This window comes from bacterium (genome assembly GCA_021157605.1).
GTDB lineage: Bacteria > Patescibacteriota > UBA1384 > JAGGWG01 > JAGGWG01 > JAGGWG01.
The window spans coordinates 1-13,644 of the sequence record JAGGWG010000015.1 but is presented as its reverse complement, the minus strand read 5'-3'; the positions used below and the strand labels follow the sequence as shown (position 1 = coordinate 13,644).

The 13,644-nt window shown below is 36.0% G+C and carries 25 protein-coding genes; 3 read left to right on the top strand and 22 right to left on the bottom strand.

Annotation, left to right across the window (positions count from 1 at the left end; translation table 11 throughout):
• The first annotated feature begins 159 nt into the window (after nt 1–159).
• Both J7K05_02200 and J7K05_02195 read left to right on the top strand, forming a co-directional pair.
• Entirely contained in the window at nt 160–1,446 is a 1,287-nt protein-coding gene (locus tag J7K05_02200) for a replication-associated recombination protein A (GenBank protein ID MCD6194982.1), read from the top strand.
• 40 nt (nt 1,447–1,486) lie between these two features.
• Nucleotides 1,487–1,684: a hypothetical protein gene (locus J7K05_02195; protein ID MCD6194981.1), complete on the top strand. Its 198-nt coding sequence runs from the start codon at nt 1,487–1,489 to the stop codon at nt 1,682–1,684.
• 1 nt (nt 1,685) lies between these two features.
• On the opposite strand, the gene J7K05_02190 is transcribed toward J7K05_02195, so the two are convergent.
• The 13 genes from J7K05_02190 to J7K05_02130 all read right to left on the bottom strand — a co-directional run bounded on the left by J7K05_02190 (nt 1,686) and on the right by J7K05_02130 (nt 6,785).
• Entirely contained in the window at nt 1,686–1,964 is a 279-nt protein-coding gene (locus tag J7K05_02190; GenBank protein MCD6194980.1) for a winged helix-turn-helix transcriptional regulator, read from the bottom strand.
• 374 nt (nt 1,965–2,338) lie between these two features.
• A complete protein-coding gene (locus J7K05_02185) occupies nt 2,339–3,070 on the bottom strand; it encodes a prolipoprotein diacylglyceryl transferase (GenBank protein MCD6194979.1) in 732 nt (243 codons plus the stop codon).
• Nucleotides 3,070–3,291 carry a hypothetical protein gene (locus tag J7K05_02180; GenBank protein ID MCD6194978.1) on the bottom strand — a complete coding sequence of 74 codons (222 nt, stop codon included), beginning with the start codon at nt 3,289–3,291 and terminating at the stop codon, nt 3,070–3,072. The genes J7K05_02185 and J7K05_02180 overlap by 1 nt, the downstream gene beginning before the upstream one ends.
• Nucleotides 3,291–3,551: a glutathione S-transferase N-terminal domain-containing protein gene (locus J7K05_02175; GenBank protein ID MCD6194977.1), complete on the bottom strand. Its 261-nt coding sequence runs from the start codon at nt 3,549–3,551 to the stop codon at nt 3,291–3,293. Before J7K05_02175 ends, J7K05_02180 begins: the two co-directional genes overlap by 1 nt.
• Nucleotides 3,544–3,837, bottom strand: coding sequence for a hypothetical protein (locus tag J7K05_02170; protein MCD6194976.1), 294 nt, complete (start codon nt 3,835–3,837; stop codon nt 3,544–3,546). The genes J7K05_02175 and J7K05_02170 overlap by 8 nt, the downstream gene beginning before the upstream one ends.
• Nucleotides 3,834–4,046 (bottom strand): hypothetical protein, encoded by a 213-nt coding sequence (locus tag J7K05_02165; GenBank protein ID MCD6194975.1) that lies wholly within the window; start codon nt 4,044–4,046, stop codon nt 3,834–3,836. The genes J7K05_02170 and J7K05_02165 overlap by 4 nt, the downstream gene beginning before the upstream one ends.
• Nucleotides 4,046–4,603, bottom strand: a complete 558-nt coding sequence (locus tag J7K05_02160) for a metallophosphoesterase family protein (GenBank protein MCD6194974.1) — start codon at nt 4,601–4,603, stop codon at nt 4,046–4,048. The genes J7K05_02165 and J7K05_02160 overlap by 1 nt, the downstream gene beginning before the upstream one ends.
• A 16-nt stretch (nt 4,604–4,619) precedes the next feature.
• Nucleotides 4,620–4,889, bottom strand: a complete 270-nt coding sequence (locus J7K05_02155; GenBank protein ID MCD6194973.1) for a hypothetical protein — start codon at nt 4,887–4,889, stop codon at nt 4,620–4,622.
• A 20-nt stretch (nt 4,890–4,909) separates the two neighbouring features.
• A complete protein-coding gene (locus J7K05_02150; GenBank protein ID MCD6194972.1) occupies nt 4,910–5,098 on the bottom strand; it encodes a ferredoxin in 189 nt (62 codons plus the stop codon).
• Between the two features lie 9 nt (nt 5,099–5,107).
• Nucleotides 5,108–5,269: a hypothetical protein gene (locus tag J7K05_02145; protein MCD6194971.1), complete on the bottom strand. Its 162-nt coding sequence runs from the start codon at nt 5,267–5,269 to the stop codon at nt 5,108–5,110.
• A 12-nt stretch (nt 5,270–5,281) separates the two neighbouring features.
• Nucleotides 5,282–5,449, bottom strand: a complete 168-nt coding sequence (locus J7K05_02140; GenBank protein ID MCD6194970.1) for a hypothetical protein — start codon at nt 5,447–5,449, stop codon at nt 5,282–5,284.
• A 212-nt stretch (nt 5,450–5,661) separates the two neighbouring features.
• Nucleotides 5,662–6,111 (bottom strand): hypothetical protein, encoded by a 450-nt coding sequence (locus J7K05_02135; protein MCD6194969.1) that lies wholly within the window; start codon nt 6,109–6,111, stop codon nt 5,662–5,664.
• 140 nt (nt 6,112–6,251) lie between these two features.
• Complete coding sequence (locus J7K05_02130) at nt 6,252–6,785, bottom strand: hypothetical protein (protein ID MCD6194968.1); 534 nt, start codon at nt 6,783–6,785, stop codon at nt 6,252–6,254.
• Between the two features lie 154 nt (nt 6,786–6,939).
• On the opposite strand from J7K05_02130, the gene J7K05_02125 reads away from it, so the two are divergent.
• Complete coding sequence (locus tag J7K05_02125; protein ID MCD6194967.1) at nt 6,940–7,335, top strand: YjbQ family protein; 396 nt, start codon at nt 6,940–6,942, stop codon at nt 7,333–7,335.
• A gap of 188 nt (nt 7,336–7,523) precedes the next feature.
• On the opposite strand, the gene J7K05_02120 is transcribed toward J7K05_02125, so the two are convergent.
• From J7K05_02120 to J7K05_02080, 9 genes are all read right to left on the bottom strand, one after another.
• Entirely contained in the window at nt 7,524–7,904 is a 381-nt protein-coding gene (locus J7K05_02120) for a hypothetical protein (protein ID MCD6194966.1), read from the bottom strand.
• 68 nt (nt 7,905–7,972) lie between these two features.
• Nucleotides 7,973–8,191 (bottom strand): hypothetical protein, encoded by a 219-nt coding sequence (locus tag J7K05_02115; GenBank protein ID MCD6194965.1) that lies wholly within the window; start codon nt 8,189–8,191, stop codon nt 7,973–7,975.
• A gap of 332 nt (nt 8,192–8,523) precedes the next feature.
• Nucleotides 8,524–9,669: a hypothetical protein gene (locus J7K05_02110; protein ID MCD6194964.1), complete on the bottom strand. Its 1,146-nt coding sequence runs from the start codon at nt 9,667–9,669 to the stop codon at nt 8,524–8,526.
• Nucleotides 9,670–9,741: 72 nt separating this feature from the next.
• The gene (locus J7K05_02105; protein ID MCD6194963.1) at nt 9,742–10,632 is read right to left on the bottom strand and encodes a DUF362 domain-containing protein; all 891 of its coding nucleotides are present in this window, start codon (nt 10,630–10,632) and stop codon (nt 9,742–9,744) included.
• Nucleotides 10,629–10,778, bottom strand: coding sequence for a hypothetical protein (locus J7K05_02100; protein MCD6194962.1), 150 nt, complete (start codon nt 10,776–10,778; stop codon nt 10,629–10,631). Before J7K05_02100 ends, J7K05_02105 begins: the two co-directional genes overlap by 4 nt.
• 60 nt (nt 10,779–10,838) lie before the next feature.
• Nucleotides 10,839–11,189: a hypothetical protein gene (locus tag J7K05_02095; protein MCD6194961.1), complete on the bottom strand. Its 351-nt coding sequence runs from the start codon at nt 11,187–11,189 to the stop codon at nt 10,839–10,841.
• Nucleotides 11,186–11,641 carry a hypothetical protein gene (locus J7K05_02090; GenBank protein ID MCD6194960.1) on the bottom strand — a complete coding sequence of 152 codons (456 nt, stop codon included), beginning with the start codon at nt 11,639–11,641 and terminating at the stop codon, nt 11,186–11,188. The genes J7K05_02095 and J7K05_02090 overlap by 4 nt, the downstream gene beginning before the upstream one ends.
• 198 nt (nt 11,642–11,839) lie before the next feature.
• Nucleotides 11,840–13,135: a histidine--tRNA ligase gene (locus tag J7K05_02085; GenBank protein ID MCD6194959.1), complete on the bottom strand. Its 1,296-nt coding sequence runs from the start codon at nt 13,133–13,135 to the stop codon at nt 11,840–11,842.
• A 3-nt stretch (nt 13,136–13,138) separates the two neighbouring features.
• Nucleotides 13,139–13,644 (bottom strand): bifunctional (p)ppGpp synthetase/guanosine-3',5'-bis(diphosphate) 3'-pyrophosphohydrolase (locus J7K05_02080; protein MCD6194958.1); only part of this gene is annotated, 506 nt, incomplete at its 5' end.

The window sequence follows — 13,644 nt, the reverse complement described above, 5'->3', positions numbered from 1 at the left end:
GGTGTCTTTTGGGCGGGAGTAGGCGGATGGGCCTTGCGAGCCTGTTACGCTAGGCTCACCTCCTCCTCCCGCTAAGGAGGCATTATTATTATGGGAAAAATATAAATAAAGTCAAGTTAAAATTGCGCTTAAATAAGTTTTCTTCCATAATAAAAAACAATGAAAAGAACAGAGCCTTTAGCTGAAAGAATGCGGCCGCAGAGTTTAAAAGAATTTATAGGTCAAAGCCACTTGTTAAAAAAGAGGAAGTTTTTAAGAGGGTTATATAGGGGCCGTTGTGCTTCTTTAATTTTTTGGGGACCTCCGGGGACAGGAAAAACTACTTTAGCCCGGATTTTAGCAAAAGAATTAAAAGGTTCTTTTAAGGAGTTTTCTGCTGTAGGATCTGGGGTGAAAGAAATTAGAAAGGTTATTGAGGAGGCTAAAAAACTAAAAGATTTTAACGGAACTTTTACCTTTTTGTTTGTAGATGAAATACATCATTTTAACAAAAAACAACAGAACGCCTTTTTGCCTCATATCGAGAACGGCACAATTGTTTTAATAGCCGCGACCACTGAGAATCCTTCTTTTTACCTTATCCCCCCTCTTATTTCTCGTTGTCACATTCTTCGTTTTGAACCTCTTAAGCCAGAAGAAATAAAAAAGATAGTTTGGCGGGCGCTTAAAAATAAAAAAAGAGGCTTAGGCAACTTAAATTTAAAAATCACTAGCAAAGCTTTAGGTTATTTAACAAGTCTTTGTTCAGGTGATGCCCGCATAGCTTTAAATATCCTTGAGTTTTGTGCTGATAAAAAAGAAAAGACCATTACCAAAAAAGAGATTGCTAAAAAAGCCAAAAAAGTTCTTTTTTATGATCGGGCTGGAGACCATCACTACGACACAATTTCAGCGTTCATTAAAAGTATTCGCGGATCTAACCCTGATGCTGCTCTTTATTATTTGACGCGGATGCTTGAATCAGGAGAAGATCCTCGTTTTATTGCCCGGCGTTTAGTTATTTTAGCTTCAGAAGATATTGGCAATGCTAATCCTTTAGCTCTTTTAGTGGCAGTAAGCGGTTTTCAGGCAGTAGAGTTTGTGGGAATGCCTGAAGCAGCGATTAATTTAGCTCAAGTAGTTACTTATTTAGCTACTTCTTATAAAAGCAACGCTTCTTATTTGGCTTTAAAAAAAACAGAGAACGATATTAAAAATCTTCCTCTTTATCCTGTGCCTTTAGAACTTCGCAATGCTTCTACAGAGTTAATGAAGAAATTTGGCTATGGAAAAGGTTACCAATACGCTCACAATTTTGATAAGCATTTTGCTCCAGATATGAAGTTTTTTCCAAAAGAGATGGGAGAAAAAGTGTATTACAAGCCTACTGAGCAAGGGGCAGAAAAACACATTAAAGAGAGGTTAACAAAGTGGCGAAAAAAGAAAAACTATAATAAGAAAACTTGAGTAATAGATTTAGAAGCATTAATACAAGCTAAAATTCATAATGATTTCAAAAGATTCAACTCTAAAGGAAATTTTTGAGCAAAAAGGCCAAAAGGCGCAGAAAATTTTAGAACCAATTATAGGTGATCAGTGTGTTTTTTGCCCTTTTGCTCAACAAGAAAAGATTCAAGAAGCTTTATCAAAACACGGCTTAACTGAAAAAGAGGTGGAAAGTATTATTGCCAAATTTAATGCTTGATTTACTGTTCTTTGATTTTTTTCACTATCCGCCTGATTTCTCCTAATAAAAAGTACTCACTATTTAACTTATAGAAAGTTCTTGTTTTTGTGCGGCGTACTTTTAAAAAACCGATTCGTTTTAGGCGAGAAAGTTCATACTGCAGGGAGCCAAGTGATTCATTTAAGCTGTTTTTAAGTTCTGATTGATAGAACTCTTTTCTGGGATTAGCCACAAAAAAGTCAATAATTTTAGCTTGCGTTTTTGAAGCCAAGATGTCTTCCAATTTGGTCTTTGCCATAGCTTAAGATTAGTTTACTACTTAATTATTAAGATAGCACAAATTTTAGTTATAAAAAGCGCAAAGCTGTGGATAAGTTTGACTGATTTTAGCAGTTATTTAAAAAAAGAAAAGAGGCGCCAAGTTTTTGGCGCCTCTAGAATTTCGCAGAGGGAGCGGCTCCCCTCACTCCCCTGCACTTTTTTGGGGACTTGGGCTGGCCTAATTAGGCGGCCATCAATAGTGGTAATCAAGATTCAGGCCAGAGGAGCGCCCTTTTCCCTCTCGAGCCGGCCAGAGAGGATGCGTCCCCTAGGTGAAGGAGTCCCCTGCCTACGTTCTAAGCAGGGGGCCGGCTCTTTGTATTTTTAGATTAGCAAAAAAGTATCAGAGAGTCAAGCTTTTTTATATTTTTTATCCAAAAAAGAAAATTCATTACCCAAACCAGCTAAAGACAAAACCAAGGCTAGTGACCAAAAAATAATATCGCAATTAGCATCCCACAAAGTAGTAAAGGTCATAAAGTGGTGAATAATCAAGCGGCCAATAGCCATAAACAAAACTATCCAGAAAAAAGCTTTTTGGCGCCAGTATTTAAGCCAAAAAAAGAAAGCTATCAGATAGAGGTCAAGAAGAATAAAGTAAAGATCAATTGGGTGTCTTTTTTCTCCTAAAAAATCAATTGCCCAAGGCAAATTAGTTATTGTGCCAATATTGTCTTGAGTAAGCCAAGAGCCAAAGCGCATAAAAACCAGTGCTACAAGAGCCGGCAATATAAGAATTTCCAAGATAACAGTTATTTTTTGTTTTTGTAAGTAGAGATAAAAAACCGCCATCAAAAAAGAAAGTAAAAGTGCTCCAAAAAGAATGTAGCCTCCTTCAAAATAACTAAAAAAAGCTGGCCAAGAAAAGTACTGGGGGTGGACAAGAAAATAAAAAATTCTTCCTCCTATCAAGGCAGAAAAAAAGCTCAAAAAATATAAATTATAAGTTAAATCTAAAGAGATTTTTTCTTTTTTGGCTAAAGCAATAAAAAGCAAAAAAGATAGAATAGTGCCTAAAGCAAAAAACACTCCCCATACTTGCAACTTAATCCCAAATAGTTCAAAGGTTGTAAGTGGTGACATTATTTTTGGTTTAAATACTCCTCTAAATTTTGTCCTTCTTCTGTGCTTATACCTTCCACATTAACTTTTATGGTGTTTTCTCTTTTGACTGCCTTAAAAACAAAAAAGAGGGCTAAGTCAATAAGGATCAAAATGATTACTAGAGCCAGCAAGATATAAAAAATATTTTTAGAATAACGATAACGCTTTTTTAGTTCCCGTTTTATTTTTTTCTCATTCATTAGCTTTCTTTGATGTTGAGAAAACTTTCTATTTCAGGTTTGTTAAAGCCAACGATTACTTTTTCTTCCCCGTTTTTATTTAAAACTATTACTGGCACGCCGGTTTGGCCTGATTTTTGCATCATTTCTTGAGCTTTTTCTGGCTGTTGAGTTAAATCATAAGCAACATAAGGGAGATTCAGAGATTGAAAATACTCTTCTGCCATAGAACAGTAAGGACAAGTAGGGGTTTTGTAGATTTCGATTTTTGTTTCAGCCATTTTTCCTCCTTGCTTGTTTTTTAGTTTTTTGAAGTTTAGCCGGGATAATCTTTTCCAGCTTAGTTATGAGAAAAATAACAATTACAGCCAAAACGGTAATTATTATAGCATAAATAAACTTAACTAAAAGAGAGGAAAGCGACTCTTTTGGAAAAATCGTTTTGATAAATGACTGAATAGCGTCATTCCAAGCCAAAGCTGATACTAAACCCAGAGCATAGCCCAGAAGAAGCTTGAAATTTTCAGCTAAACTCTGGGTAAAACTTTTTTTGAGTTTTAATTTCATAACCCCAAATTAAAGAAAGACAACATTTTAAAACGTAAATAAAGATAAACTATTATTGCTCCCAAGACAAGCAAAAACAGAGCCAAAAACAATGCCTTAATAATACCCCACCCTATACCCAAGGTAGAGCGCACCAGAAACAACAAAAGACGGAAAACCAAAAAAGCACCGACTAAAACAGCAACAATAATGGCAATTTTAATAAACATTAATCTAAAAGTTTAATTTTTTCTGAAGGAAGAATAAACAATAAAGCTTGCTGATTTATTAAAGGGGGGATTTGAACCAAGGTTAAGTTTGATAATTTCCTTTTTAAAAAAGGCCGATGTAAGTGGCCAAAGAAATGAAATTTAGGGGTGTTAATATGTTTAGAGATATTTTGTGGCGGCATATGGGTAATCAGGATTGTTTTTTGGTCAAATGGCTTTAGGGCGGGAGTTGTTTCTCCCCAACCCCCTATGCCTACCCAGCGAAAGCCATAAAAGTGTTTTTCTTTTAAATATATCTTTTTGCTTTTAAGCCACTCTGCGGTTTGTTTTTGTTCGTTATTTCCTTCAATTGCCCAAACTTTTTGTTTTGGCCAACCAATTGTTTTGAGAAAATTTTTATACCTTTCTATTTGGTCAGGGACATTAAGAGAAGTGATATCTCCGGCACTAATAATTAGCTGGGGTTTGAATTTTGATACCCAATTTTTAAGCTTCTCTAAACCTTTAATGTTATCATGCAAATCACTCACCATTAAAACATATACCTCTTTGCCCATAGAGGTTGTTTTTGCTTTACTCCACAATTTTAAAAACCTTGTCTTCTTCTCTTACGCGATCATCAACCTTCATCCCTGCCTCTTCGCCTTTTTTGACTTCAGAAACATCTTGATGATCTACCTGTAAAGATTTTACCTCTTGTTCAAAATCAGTAGTAGCTCCCTTAATGTGAATCTTGTCTCCTACCTTCAGAGAACCTGAGGTAATTTTTACCACACCTACATTAATTTTGCCAAAATAGTGGGTGATTACCCCTACTTCTTTCTCCTTCTTTTTTTTAGGCATAGATGTTTTAGTTTTCAAAATTAATCCTCAACAGAAATGGCTTGGGTAGGGCAGTTTGCAGCCGCTTCTTTAATGCATTCTTTGTTTGCTTCTGGGTCAAAGTCTTTTTTTATTTTTGATTTGCCACCTTCTAGCTCAAAAACATCGCTACATATTGAAATGCAAAGCCCACAGCCAATACAGGATTGTTCGTTAACTTTAACTTTCATAATTTTTATTTAATTTTTAAAAAAGATTGCCCAAACACCCAAAACAGCGGCTACTACTACCCATTGGGTAGAAGCAAGCCAGATGTCTACCCCCAAGGCTCCGACTAAAGCTAAAACTACTGCCAAAACAGAGAGGTAGAAGGAAAGTTGGGAAAGTGTTTCGTTTTTCATATTATTTTTAAATTACTTTTGTTTAAAAAAACGATGGATTTGCCAAGCTAACCCTATACCTAAAATGCCCAAGTAGATAAAGAAGCCCCCTAGTAGATAGCTTATAATAGCTGGTTTGATAACCACTAAAATACCAAAAACAATTGCACTAAGGGAAAATAAAGTAATAATCTCTGCCATTATTTCTATTATAGCACAAAGACAAACAAAACAAGAAAATAAACATTGATTTTCTAATCATGCTTTTTGTCTGGTTGGCAGGCATAATAGATGTCTATCAGTCAGCAAACAAAATAAATCAGAAAATTTGGGAAAAACAATAGGCACGACAAGCATAATAGAAACACAAAGCAGCGTTATATAACGCTGCTTTATTTTGTAGAGAGAATAAGTTATCTTGAAAAGAACCGTTTCCCCTCTAGGAAAAATATTTCACGAGCCAAATCGTTGACCGGCTCTACTTCACCGGTCTTCAAGTTAACGTCTAGCGCCATCTCGCCGTAAGAGATGGTGCAGTTTGGAAATCCTATTTGTTTAATTTTTACCTCTTCCAAGGGGTTGCTAAAGGCAACCATAGCTTCCCCCATACCCCCTCCGCTTATTGTATGCTGTTCAGGATCATATAGATAGTACAATTCTGTCAGCTTATAGTTTTTGGGATATCCATCTTCGTATATTTCGATCTGACATTTATCCAGTATTTCGCACAGGTAAGTTTTTGCCATAAACTTAACAGAAAAACAAACTCCCCACAGTATAAAAAGTAAAAGTGTTGGAATAATTATTAGCAGAGGAGCAGGGTTCATTCTGCTCCCAGACTCTTTTACTACTTGTTCTCCCATTTCTTTCGCCTCCTTGTCAAGGTGTTTTGTTTAAAATTAGAAAAGATATTCTTTTTTGTCAAAATTTTACTTTTTGGTTGTAGTTGTATATAAAATTAGGAGTAGAAAAAGCCGCCAGTCAAAGCTGGCGGCAGTTGTTTTTACCCAGACATACTCCAACTGTTAATGAGCACATCTGGATTATTGACAATATATGTGCCTAAGATAAATCCCAAAACTACTAGTATTCCCAGTATCACAAAATGAAACAGGTGCTTCTCAAAATCAATTGGCTCTTCTACAAGGAACCAATCTTTTTCTTTGAATAGCTGACCCACGATTACAGCATAAGCTGCAATCCAGATCAGTCCTACAACTCCTCCTAACACCCAGAAGAAACTTATGGCCATTACAATTGGGCCGGATGCTATAGTAATAATCCTTGCCCAATCCTTGCCATGGTCGATACCCAAAGCTAATGTTTCTAGTCCCGCAGCTACAAGCAGTAGAAACAACACGACTCCATAGCTGCTTTTAGCCATATTGACTACTTCACCTTGATCCTGCATTAGGATTGCAAGGTGAGACATTGCCGCCATTAATAAAATAGCGGCTTGCAGTCTGAGAAATTGGCGTACATTAACAACAACAGGTGGTGTTTTGGCTACCGCGATTTCAGCTTTTAGCTGAGACATTCTTTTTCCCTTCCTTTTTGGATTTTAAAGAGCTTTTTTATTTTTAAAGCAAGAAAAACAAAAATCAAGAGAAAGTTTCTTCTGGCAAAGCAAGATGTTAAAATACAGGTAAGATGCAAATTTATTTAGATTTCCTTACTTTATTTGTTTCTTTATGTTTAAAAAAATAGTAGTTCAAACTGAAAGTAAACGAGAGTTAATTAGAATCACATCAAAGATCCAAAAAGTTGCTGAAAGTGTTAAATTTCACCATGGCTTAATTTATCTCTTTTTGCCGCACGCTACAGCAGGGTTTTGGTTAAATGAAGACGAAGAAGGTTTAAAGCAAGATGTTTTGCGTTTTTTTGAAAAAATTACTTCTGGAAGTTGGCAACATAACCAAATAGATAACAATGCCCAGGCTCATCTTTTAAGCGGTCTTTTAAAACCTTATCTTCTTTTAAGTGTTGAAAACGGGGAAATTCAACTTGGTACTTGGCAGGAGATATTTTTAGTAGAGTTAGATGGTCCGCGAGAAAGAGAAATAAAAATTAAATTTATTCCTACTTGAACACGTATCTGTCCAAACAAATACCTAACCTAATTTTTATATTCCAACATTCTTAAGAACATTGGAATGAAATATAACGTTATATCTTAAAGTTTTAAATAATTCCTTTAGAGTATTGGAGTTTAGGTAGTGGAACTGAGGGGGCGACAAATAATTCAAGTGCACTTTAGTCTTGGATAGACTTTAGTTTATGAATTATGGTTTGGTTTATAGGTCCAGATTTTTTTAAGAGTGGCAAGTAGTTCTTTTCCTATCTTCCCTCTGTGGGCAAATCTAATGTTGTAACTTAATTCAGCGGTTGCTAACAGTAATTCAGCGAGCTTGCTTCTAAATTTTTCCTGATCGCGAATATGGTTAGTCCACAAATAATCACTAATATCAGCAAACTCATCTAAAGATATTTTACCTCGTTTAAAATCTCTTTTAGCCCAAATAAAAATCTGCTCTATTTCTTCCTTTTTCAACCTTTCATTTGTCTTGACCTTGAGTTTTTTAAAATAAGTCTCGAGTTGTTTCTTTGGAAATTTGGTTTGAAAAAGAAGTTTTTTGTTTTTATTAGTTACCTTCATTTTTTGATTTTAGTTTAAAAAAGAAAACTGCGAGAGACAACTGTCTCTCGCTTAGAATGATTAAGAAACTATTTGCGGCTGTCTTTGGGAGGCGAATGTCGTGCAGAATGTCCTCTGGCTACATTTTGGTTTGTCCAATGAAAATTGGTTTGACCAGGATCATGCCAAGAGACACGGTAATTATCGGGATAGTATTGGGTTGTTTTTCCTGTGTTTAGATCAGTGATCCCACCCTTAGGCGAAGTGTCTCGTAGGGTAGCGTCGTAGCTCGTCCCTTTCTTTGCCAATTTTCACATCTCCCTTCTTCTAATGTTCTTGCCCATGTATAGGCCTACACTTATCGTAGGTTTCTATATGTTATTTGTCAATAAGATAAGGTTTACATGAGTTCTTTTGTTATCTAAAAAAAGAATTTCTTCTGTATTTTTCTTGATTCTAATACTGTTTTAGGTTTTTGGTGTTTATCTTACTTTTGGGGAGATTTAATTTGTTTCTTGTTTTTAATTAACTTATTTTTTATATTCCAACATTCTTAAGAACATTGGAATGAGAAAAATAAGCGGTCTAATATCAAGTACTAAAAGCTATTTGAAAGCTTCTGCTCTTTAGTTGAGAAAATTTAAAATTTAAGACCCAAAATCTCCTTTCTTCCTGCCACTACTGCTCCTAACGCTAAAGCTATGGTGAAGAAACGGAATACCCAACCTATTTCAGGCAAAGCATAGAGGATAAAGAGAAAGAGGACCCCAAGAAAGAGGGAAAGATAAGGGTATTTTTCCCCGTCATAGCCAATAAGCTGTAGAAAATAATTTCCCAGCAGTCCGCCAACTACCACAGGAGAAAGATAAGCCCAGAAAACAAAAGCTCCAATAACAACTAAGGCTAAAGGTATACCTAAAACAGAAGCCAAAAGAATTATTAGGACTGAAGGCAGTATTAAAATTGTTAAAACCCCCCAGCCTAAGGCAGGACCCAACTTTTCCCGTAAAGCGACAAGAGTAGTTTTATATTTTTCCTGCCAAAGCCAGATCCACAAAAAGCCAAAAATCAAAATATAAAGCAAGCTGAGAGTTTTTTGGCTAAGATATAGACTGAATTTTTGCCAAAAAGAAGGAAGCCGGAGTTTTTTCCATTTTAAACTGGAAGCCAACTTTTGATTTTCACCAAGAGCTTCATAGGGAGAGTAATAGGTCAAATCTCCTTGCGAAATAGTTTTGTTGTCATAATTTAAGTATTTAACTCTAAAGTTTGCTCCTTTTAACAAAGCTGCTCCCTTAAGATTAATTTGGGAAGCTTTGGCTCTTGCTTTTTGGTGATAGGCACCTTTAAGTTCTGCTTCAGTAGCAACAAAATTAAACTCACCTTTATGTTTGAAAGAAGAGGTGGTGTAAAGTTTTGAACAGGCAATATAGCTGTTGCCTTCTATTATTCCTTTTAGATTAACTGTATCAGCAGCTATAAAAACAGAACCTTTGATTTCCGAGTTTTTCTCTAAAGAGATGGTTTTTCCTACAAAAAACAGATTTCCATCAATAACGCCAGAAATTATTGTGGTTTGGTTTAAAATAAAGACATCGCCTTCTATTCTACCTTCAATTTGTGCTTCAGGCTGAGTTATTAACTGAACACCTGTTTTAGTTTCACCAGAAGGCACTTCAAATTTTTCTGCTGCTTTTAATTGTTGCGGAAAGAACAAAAAAGAAACTACAAACAAGACAAACAAAAACAAAAAAACAGGATTAGCTTTTTTGATGTTTTTAAGCATAGTATTTTTTAATATCAAATCCTATTTCATCATAACATTTTTAAATGCTTTTAGCTGTGGATAAAGCTTGTTTTACGCTTTCCACTTGATCTGTTCTTCAAAAGAAGGATGGGGCTTAAAGGCAAAATTTATCTTTTGCCAGTTCTTATTACTCAAAACCTCAATTGATTGCAGAGTGATTTTTTTCTGTTTTGACAATAAATACAAATAACCACTATCTTTAATTTCAAAACCCATAATTTTAGCTACTATTAAGTCCAAAGCCAAAGGCTCAAGAGAGCAGGCAGCAAAATGCGTTTTTTTAGGTGTTCCGCGACTGGGGCCTTCTCCTTCCATACTTATCCAGCCGTCAATTATGCCTAAATCAGGGTAAATATACTTTGTGAGTTCAACCAAAGAGTGGTTTATGGCTGTATAACCTTGATGGATAGTTTTCCCTCGACCTGCTTTTTCTAGAATCCCTCCTACTAAGACATTTTTTAAACTTAAAGTTACTACTACGCTATCATGAGTTTTGGGAAGGGCCACACTGACAAGGAAATCAGCGCCCGTTAAATCTTTGTATATATGCTGTTTAAGACTCTGTTCTAAATTATGATTAAAAAGATTAACTTCTTTGGTTTCAGCAAATTTTAGGTTTTGAAAATTAAGTGAACGCGAAGAGTTTAGTTCAAAGTATTTTTGTTTGTACATTGCTCTCCATGTGTCTCCAATAGCACAATCTTCGGCAATAGATATTTGCGCAGGCACTTTATTTTCATCAAAAAAGTCAATCAAAGCCTGAAGGGCATCTTTATGAGTCAAACCCAAGGGATAATTCTCATTAACCAAATTGGGCTTTAAGATAATTTCTTTTTTGTTTTTAGAGCTTTTGAGAATATCTTTTTTTAAAAGATCAAGAGCCTGTTTTAGGTTATGGTATCGTCCTTTGTCTGAAAAATATAAGACTACTTTATGATTCATATTCGTTTAATCCTGATTAGACTTCCTGCAGAAATTACCTTTATATTTCTTTTTTTTAATTTATCAAGAAAAAGGTTAAAACCCAAACTGTCTGAAGCTATATGTCCGGCAATAACCACATTAAAGTACTTAATTTTTAGTATCATATTACACAGATTTTGGCAAACTTAAACCCCCTTATTTTAAAGGGGGTTAGTGTTTTGGGTTTAGACGCACTCCTTTTTGGCAATCTCGAGAAAACGGTTCCTTATTTCGGCAACCGCTTGTTCAATTTTTTTGGGAGACAAAGGAGGGATGGGTATTACGAATTCGCAAGAGTCAAATCTCACTCTCCATTCTCCATCTTTTGTCTCTACTGAAAGAGTATTTCCCCAGTCAACAAAAAGAGAGCTAGTTTGGGGGAATTCATTCGTTAACTGCCAAAGAACAACAAGGAAGAGATTAGACGGGAAGGTCAATCCACTCGCTTTCCGCTTAGGGAACTTTCCTAGAATTTTAGACACGTCACTTGTGGAGATGCCTTCCAAAGAAATCTGGATATGAACCACTGCTTTCACCTCCCATTAGTGCCAACTGCTTTTTTTATCTTTACGTCAGGCAAGAGATAGGGCTCAACAACACTGAACCACTTTTCCCAATACGACTCAAAGGAAGTAGCTTCATAGAAAAAATGGGAATAGTTTAGTGTTTTTCCGTCTACACAACCTTGTTTTTGCAGATCTTTCCACAAACGCCAGCCTTGTTCTCCCAGACTAAAAGGACAAACACCCTTTCCTTTGTAAAGCAGATACCTTCTCCCTTCACGTCCTGGACGATGTCGGGAAGATATGTATTTGACATAAGTGGAACAAGCCAAGCACCTCTTTGCTCCATTAATACTTATAAGCGGGTTTTCAATATGTAGGCGATAAGCCCGCTTTTTCCCTATTCTTATTTTAACTATTGGCACTTGCCTTGAAACCGGCGCCCCGCAGTTAGGGCAAAGAGGACCGTTTTTATTCCAAGGCATCTTTTCCCTCCCCTCCTTATTGTCAAACTACAAAAAAATCTCCCCTTTGCGGGGAGGTAGGTTTTCACCTAATTTTGAAGTTTTATTAAAAACTTACCTCCCCGGGGGAGACTAATAAAAGCAACAACAAAATCTCTGTTCTTAACCTAGACATCTCTTTTTAGATTAAACTTTATTTTTCTTTTGTCAAACAAAAAGCTATTTTTTATTCAACTTTTCTCTTAAAAAAGTGATTAAATCTGTCTGGGGAATTATTTCCTGAACACTTTCTTTCATATCTCTAACAATAACAGTTTTATCATTAACCTCTTTTTGCCCAATTATGACAGTAAATTTAACCTTTAATCTGTCAGCGACTTTAAGCTGGGCTTTTAAGCTGTCCTTAAATGGCGTGGCTTGTACAGGTATACCTTCAGCTTGGAGTTTTTGTAAGATTTCATAACTTTTTCTTTTAGCACTTTCTCCTAATTGAGCTAAAAATACTATAGGTTTTTCGTAGTCAGGAACTTTGATTTTTCTTTGTTTTAAAACATCTACTACCCTGTCTAAACCCATAGCAAAGCCTACTGCTGGAGTTTCAGGCCCGCCCAAAAGTTTAATTAAACCGTCATAGCGTCCTCCTCCTGCCAAAGATGTTTGTCTTTTCTTGTCCTCACCTGTTGTTACTTCAAATACAGTTCGCGTGTAGTAATCCAACCCTCTGACTAAGGTAGGATCTAAATCATATTTAATTCCCAAATCGTCAAGCATCTCAAACAGACGTCGCAGGTGATTTTTGCAGTAAACACAAAGATTATCGAGAATTGGAGGAGCGTCTTTAGCAATTGTGCGGCATTTTTGGTTCTTACAATCTAAAATTCTAAAAACATTTTTTTGCAATCTTCTTTTGCAGTCCGTACAAAGTTTGGATTTATTCAAATTAAAATACTCTTTAAGGCTGTTTTTAATGTTATTGCGGCAATTGGGGCAACCTAGGCTATTAATATAAATTGTAATATCATCAAGCCCTAGATCTTGAAATATGTTCCAAAGAACCCTTATTGTTTCTACATCGCTTGAAGCTCGCTGAGCACCTAATATTTCAGCACCAATTTGCCAGTGTTCCCGATAACGTCCTTCCTGTGGTTGCTCATAACGGAAAAAAGATCCTATATAGTAAAGCATTACTGGTTGAGGCCAGGTATGCATCCCGTGCTCAATATAGGCTCTGGCAACTCCCGCTGTTCCCTCAGGTCTCATTACGTATTCCTCTTTGTCTTCTGAGGTCGATTTGCGATCAACTATAAACATTTCTTTGCTGACTATATCTGTCTCTTCGCCTACGCCACGTTCATACAAGCTGCGGTACTCAAGAGTGGGCAGATCAATTCGCTTAAAACCAGAAAAACGCAACTGCTTAATTGCTGTTTGCTTAACAAACTCATAATACTTTTGGTTTTCAGGTAAAATATCCCGAAAACCCTTTGGTGCCTGAATAAGCGGTTTTTTTGCCATTTTTTATTTTAAGTTAGAAAAAGCGATTTTTTTAACTCCCTGAACACTTTTTAAATCCTCAGCCAACTTGGTTAAGTCTAACACGACTGGCCGCTCAATGACAACCCTTATTTTTGCTAAATGGTTAACTGGTTTTTTACTTTCCACTACTAAGATATTTATATTTCTTTTAGAAAAAATTTCAGCCACGTCTTTCAGTAAACCCGGCCTATCCCAAGCAGCAATTTCCAACTCTTCCTCTTTACCTTGCCACCAAGCAGGTATAATTTTGTCTTTATCTAAAAATGCTAACATTGGGCACTTGCTGTGGTGGATAGAGATTTCTTTATTTCTGGAGACATAGCCAACAATAGATTGGTGAGGTTGGGGTTGGCAACATTGGGCGATTTTTGTTTTTATGTTTTTTTCGCCGGCTACCAAAACTTTAGGGAGAGATTTCTTTTTAGTAGGATGTGCTTCTTCCCTTGTGGAAAGGAAAAATCGGTTAACAACTCTCTGTAGTTTTACTT

What these genes read in the sequence shown, in the direction of transcription:
- J7K05_02130 (MCD6194968.1), bottom strand. Translation starts at nt 6,785, where the DNA reads ATGTCTCAGCTAAAAGCTGAAATCGCGGTAGCCAAAACACCACCTGTT.
- J7K05_02110 (MCD6194964.1), bottom strand. Translation starts at nt 9,669, where the DNA reads ATGCTTAAAAACATCAAAAAAGCTAATCCTGTTTTTTTGTTTTTGTTT.
- J7K05_02195 (MCD6194981.1), top strand. Translation starts at nt 1,487, where the DNA reads ATGATTTCAAAAGATTCAACTCTAAAGGAAATTTTTGAGCAAAAAGGC.
- J7K05_02085 (MCD6194959.1), bottom strand. Translation starts at nt 13,135, where the DNA reads ATGGCAAAAAAACCGCTTATTCAGGCACCAAAGGGTTTTCGGGATATT.
- J7K05_02180 (MCD6194978.1), bottom strand. Translation starts at nt 3,291, where the DNA reads ATGAATGAGAAAAAAATAAAACGGGAACTAAAAAAGCGTTATCGTTAT.
- J7K05_02140 (MCD6194970.1), bottom strand. Translation starts at nt 5,449, where the DNA reads ATGGCAGAGATTATTACTTTATTTTCCCTTAGTGCAATTGTTTTTGGT.
- J7K05_02190 (MCD6194980.1), bottom strand. Translation starts at nt 1,964, where the DNA reads ATGGCAAAGACCAAATTGGAAGACATCTTGGCTTCAAAAACGCAAGCT.
- J7K05_02125 (MCD6194967.1), top strand. Translation starts at nt 6,940, where the DNA reads ATGTTTAAAAAAATAGTAGTTCAAACTGAAAGTAAACGAGAGTTAATT.
- J7K05_02160 (MCD6194974.1), bottom strand. Translation starts at nt 4,603, where the DNA reads ATGGGCAAAGAGGTATATGTTTTAATGGTGAGTGATTTGCATGATAAC.
- J7K05_02100 (MCD6194962.1), bottom strand. Translation starts at nt 10,778, where the DNA reads ATGATACTAAAAATTAAGTACTTTAATGTGGTTATTGCCGGACATATA.
- J7K05_02145 (MCD6194971.1), bottom strand. Translation starts at nt 5,269, where the DNA reads ATGAAAAACGAAACACTTTCCCAACTTTCCTTCTACCTCTCTGTTTTG.
- J7K05_02150 (MCD6194972.1), bottom strand. Translation starts at nt 5,098, where the DNA reads ATGAAAGTTAAAGTTAACGAACAATCCTGTATTGGCTGTGGGCTTTGC.
- J7K05_02105 (MCD6194963.1), bottom strand. Translation starts at nt 10,632, where the DNA reads ATGAATCATAAAGTAGTCTTATATTTTTCAGACAAAGGACGATACCAT.
- J7K05_02170 (MCD6194976.1), bottom strand. Translation starts at nt 3,837, where the DNA reads ATGAAATTAAAACTCAAAAAAAGTTTTACCCAGAGTTTAGCTGAAAAT.
- J7K05_02185 (MCD6194979.1), bottom strand. Translation starts at nt 3,070, where the DNA reads ATGTCACCACTTACAACCTTTGAACTATTTGGGATTAAGTTGCAAGTA.
- J7K05_02090 (MCD6194960.1), bottom strand. Translation starts at nt 11,641, where the DNA reads ATGCCTTGGAATAAAAACGGTCCTCTTTGCCCTAACTGCGGGGCGCCG.
- J7K05_02175 (MCD6194977.1), bottom strand. Translation starts at nt 3,551, where the DNA reads ATGGCTGAAACAAAAATCGAAATCTACAAAACCCCTACTTGTCCTTAC.
- J7K05_02200 (MCD6194982.1), top strand. Translation starts at nt 160, where the DNA reads ATGAAAAGAACAGAGCCTTTAGCTGAAAGAATGCGGCCGCAGAGTTTA.
- J7K05_02165 (MCD6194975.1), bottom strand. Translation starts at nt 4,046, where the DNA reads ATGTTTATTAAAATTGCCATTATTGTTGCTGTTTTAGTCGGTGCTTTT.
- J7K05_02135 (MCD6194969.1), bottom strand. Translation starts at nt 6,111, where the DNA reads ATGGGAGAACAAGTAGTAAAAGAGTCTGGGAGCAGAATGAACCCTGCT.
- J7K05_02155 (MCD6194973.1), bottom strand. Translation starts at nt 4,889, where the DNA reads ATGCCTAAAAAAAAGAAGGAGAAAGAAGTAGGGGTAATCACCCACTAT.
- J7K05_02120 (MCD6194966.1), bottom strand. Translation starts at nt 7,904, where the DNA reads ATGAAGGTAACTAATAAAAACAAAAAACTTCTTTTTCAAACCAAATTT.